This window comes from Mycobacterium neglectum (assembly GCF_002591975.1).
GTDB classification, from domain to species: domain Bacteria; phylum Actinomycetota; class Actinomycetes; order Mycobacteriales; family Mycobacteriaceae; genus Mycobacterium; species Mycobacterium neglectum.
Genome location: NZ_NVQE01000097.1, coordinates 1 through 1,904, shown reverse-complemented (window position 1 = coordinate 1,904; position 1,904 = coordinate 1). Strand labels below are relative to the sequence as shown.

Sequence of the window (1,904 nt, the reverse complement as noted above, 5' to 3'; positions counted from 1 at the left end):
CTAGGAGGGCGCTGAATAATCGGCGTGCCTTCTATGAAATGGGCGTTGAGCTGGGATGATGAGTTGATGCAGGGCATGGAGCGCGCTGATCGGGAACTGTTGGATGCCCAGGCGCTGGTCGGTCATCTGGTGGCTGAGGGCAGTATGTTCGCGTTTTTGGCCGCTCATCGCCTGGATCTGTTCGGTGACAGCGAGTTCGAGGACTTGTTCCCGTCGGGGAAGGGGCGGCCGTCGATCCCGGCGTCGGTGATGGCCTCGATTCTTGTGCTGCAGACCTTGCATGACCTGTCTGATCGGGAGACCGCTGAGGCGGCCCGCTGTGATCTGCGGTGGAAGGTCGCGACCGGGATGGCGTTGGATCACAAGGGTTTCGATCCGTCCTCGTTGGTGCACTGGCGTAAACGGTTGGCCAAGTCGGAGCGGCCGCAGCGGATCAACGAGGCGGTGCGCCGCGTGGTCGAGGAAACCGGTGTGGTGCGGGGTCGCGGTAAACGTGCGGTGGATTCCACGATCCTGGCTGACGCGGTCGCCACCCAGGACACCATCACCCAGTTGGTCTCGGCGATCCGCCGCGTCGGGCGGATCGTGCCCGACGCGGCTGAGGCGATTGCGGTGGTGTGCACCGGGCACGATTACAGCCGCCCCGGTAAACCGGTGATCGACTGGGACGAGCCCGGCGCGAAGGACGCGTTGGTCTCGGCGCTGGTCAACGACGCGAACGCGCTGCTCGAGGCGTTCGCCGAGGTCGATCAGGACAAGCTCGAGGAGTCGGTGGCCGCGGCGTTGGCGATGCTGGCGCTGGTCGCCGGCCAAGATGTCGAGCCGGCCGAGGGATCTGATGGCACCGACGGGCGGTGGCGCATCGCCCGCAAGGTCGCCCCCGACCGGGTGATCTCGCAGGTCGACCCCGAAGCCCGCCACACCCGCAAGTCACCCGAGGCCCGCCGCGACGGGTACCGGGCACACGTGGCCGCCGAGCCGGAGACCGGGATCATCACTGACGAGGCGCTCACCAAGGCCGCCGGGACCGAGAACTCCGACGCGGCGGTGGCCGAGCAGTTCCTGGCCGCCGACACCGCCGAGGGCGGCGACATGAAGGGCTCCACCACCACTGGCGGCGGCGCCGCGGGAGGTGACGGCGGCGAGTCGAACGCGGGCGGTGCGCGTGAGTGGTATGGCGATTCCGCTTATGGCACAGGTGATTTGCGTGGCGCTATCGGTGATGCCGGCCACGACGCGGTGATCAAGCCCAAGCCGCTGGGATCCCCGGTCGAAGGCGGGTTCACCGTCGACGACTTCACCGTCGACGAGCAGGCCGCAACGGTGGGCTGCCCGATCGGTCACACCCGCCCGATCAGCGCGGGCCGCAGGGTCAGCTTCGGTGCGCTGTGCCGTGGCTGCCCGTTGCGCGAGCGATGCACGAAGTCCAAGACCGGCCGCAAAATCGTTCTGCACGAACGGGATAGGGAGCTGCGGGCAGCCCGCGCCGAGTGGGCCGCCGACCCCGAACGGCGGGAGAAGTACCGCAAGTACCGGCCCAACGTGGAACGCGTCGTCTCCCAGATCGCCAGCCGAGGCGGTCGCCGCCTCAAACTGCGCTACCGCGGCACCGAGAAGAACAACGCATGGCTCACCCGCCGCACCGCCGGGCTCAACCTGCGCAATCTCATCGGCCGTGGCCTGACCCGCACCGCAGGAGTCTGGGTTCTGCAAGCTCAAACCGCCTGAAAATGGGGCCACCGGCGTCGGCCGGAGCCGTGACGGGCCACCCGGCGCCCAGTCACGGGCCCGGAGAGCCCATCCCCACCACGATCCCGCCCTCGCAAGCGACAGCACGCCAATTCTCGCGCCCTGGCCCGTCCCGCCGGCCAGTCTCAGAACCGCCTTGTTCAGCGCCCTCCTAG

Annotated in this window: 1 protein-coding gene; it reads left to right on the top strand. The window is 68.3% G+C overall.

From position 1 onward, the window contains the following. Nucleotides 1-66 precede the first annotated feature (66 nt). Nucleotides 67-1,728 carry a transposase gene (locus CSQ99_RS30510; protein WP_099042691.1) on the top strand — a complete coding sequence of 554 codons (1,662 nt, stop codon included), beginning with the start codon at nt 67-69 and terminating at the stop codon, nt 1,726-1,728. The last annotated feature ends 176 nt before the right edge of the window (nt 1,729-1,904 follow it).

Excerpts from the sequence above, each read along its gene's own strand:
- CSQ99_RS30510 (WP_099042691.1), top strand. The coding sequence starts at position 67 with ATGCAGGGCATGGAGCGCGCTGATCGGGAACTGTTGGATGCCCAGGCG.